We start from the raw sequence: 1,562 nt of genomic DNA, 5'->3' as shown, positions 1-1,562 counted from the left end.
AACCTTGATCCCCGCGCTGATCCCACCGGGTGCAGCCCATGTCGACGGAATCTACTCGCTTGGCGTTCCGGATGACCTGCCGACACTCGTGGCGCTGACCGGATCGATGAGCTCGCTGATATCCGATTTCGCTGTTCGAGTGGCGCCAAAATCGACAATCCGGTCCGGCACGGCATCTCGGCTTCCATGCGGATTCACGTCCGAAACACTATCGGCACTGATGCTCCGCGTACTGCGTCTCAACTGCGTGACTAATGCGTATGCGGAAATCTGGCAGAAGTGTTTCGACGACCACTTTCATCTTGACGCTTGGGCGAAAAGCAGCGCTCACGGCTTGCTTCGTGGCGGACTTGGAGACGTGACACATTCATGGACGGACGCCATCCCGCTGCGATCCGCGGTTGAACGTCGGCAGGCGTTGATTGAGATCGATGCACTTGTCGCCCTTAGTGTTGGCGCGACAGCTGACGAACTGTGTGCAATCTACCGCACCCAGTTCCCTGTGCTCTACGGCTACGACACGCGTGGTACATTTTACGACGTTAATGGACGATCGGTGCCTTCCGCAATACTCGCACTATGGCGCCGGCGAGGAATGAATAGCGGCAACTACACCAACGAGGAGCTGAGTTCGTCCCATCCTGGAAGCGGCTTGGTATACCGCTACGAAACTCCATTTATCTCGCTCGATCGAGAACAAGACCTACAATTCGCTTTTGCTGTGTTCGCAGATCGTCTCGGACCGCGCCCCTGAGCTGTGGACCTGATCCACCGCCCCCGACTTGCCGGGGTCAGACCTCTAAAGATGCACGGAGTCCACCCGACGCTCCGCCACCCGCACGCGAAGTTCATCGAAAGCGAGCCGCATGTCGGCCTCTCGGTCGAGAGGTTTGAACGGGCGAGCGTAGGTGTATTGCCGTCCAGAACCTGGATGCACACCGACAAGTGAGGTATTTTCGTCACCTGCTGGCAGGCGCTGCGCTCGAGTCAGAACTGACGTTGGCACGACTCGGCCTTCCTGGTCATAGTGCAATGCGCGCAGGTCGTAACCCAGCAGGACCGGGAACTGAGTCCGATAGATCGCGCAGAGTTCCTCGACATCAATACCGAGTGCTATTGCAACAAGCGTATCAACCTCAAGTAAGGCTTGGCGGCGGTCGGTCGCGCGCCTGAGAGGCGTCGTCGCCGTCCAGTGTGGCGTAACCTCCCCTAGCGAGGGTCGGTCCGAGTAATTGTGCCCGCCTGAGGTCCAGGAGTCATTCGTAAAGTCGCCACTGAAGACACACTCCCACAGGTCGGAGTAGGCGGAGGTCACGCAGTTGACCCTCAGGGTCCGCAGCAAGATCATCGAACGAAGGGCGGGGTCATCTACGAATGGGAGCCGATCCAGCGTCGAGGCCGAGATAGTCGACTTCGGCGCCGCGCGGACCGCGAAGTCGTGAAGTAATGAGGCTGTGAATCCGCCGACCAACACCAGCGTGGCCGCATCTCCCGGCAGACCGACCGACGACACACCGTGGATATGGGCGGTGCCGGGAGGAATCATTGCGGGGATCAAGGTG

At 59.3% G+C, this 1,562-nt stretch carries 2 pseudogenes; one reads left to right on the top strand and one right to left on the bottom strand.

Features of this window, described 5'->3' with window-relative positions:
* A pseudogene (locus tag ABZX10_RS22735) lies at nt 1-754 on the top strand (class I SAM-dependent DNA methyltransferase); the annotation flags it as partial.
* A gap of 45 nt (nt 755-799) precedes the next feature.
* Here the strand turns inward: ABZX10_RS22735 and ABZX10_RS22730 are convergent.
* Nucleotides 800-1,562: pseudogene (locus tag ABZX10_RS22730) on the bottom strand (class I SAM-dependent DNA methyltransferase); the annotation flags it as partial.

The organism is Tsukamurella sp. NPDC003166 (genome assembly GCF_040611135.1).
Classification (GTDB): domain Bacteria; phylum Actinomycetota; class Actinomycetes; order Mycobacteriales; family Mycobacteriaceae; genus Tsukamurella.
This window is presented reverse-complemented; position numbering and strand designations above follow the sequence as displayed.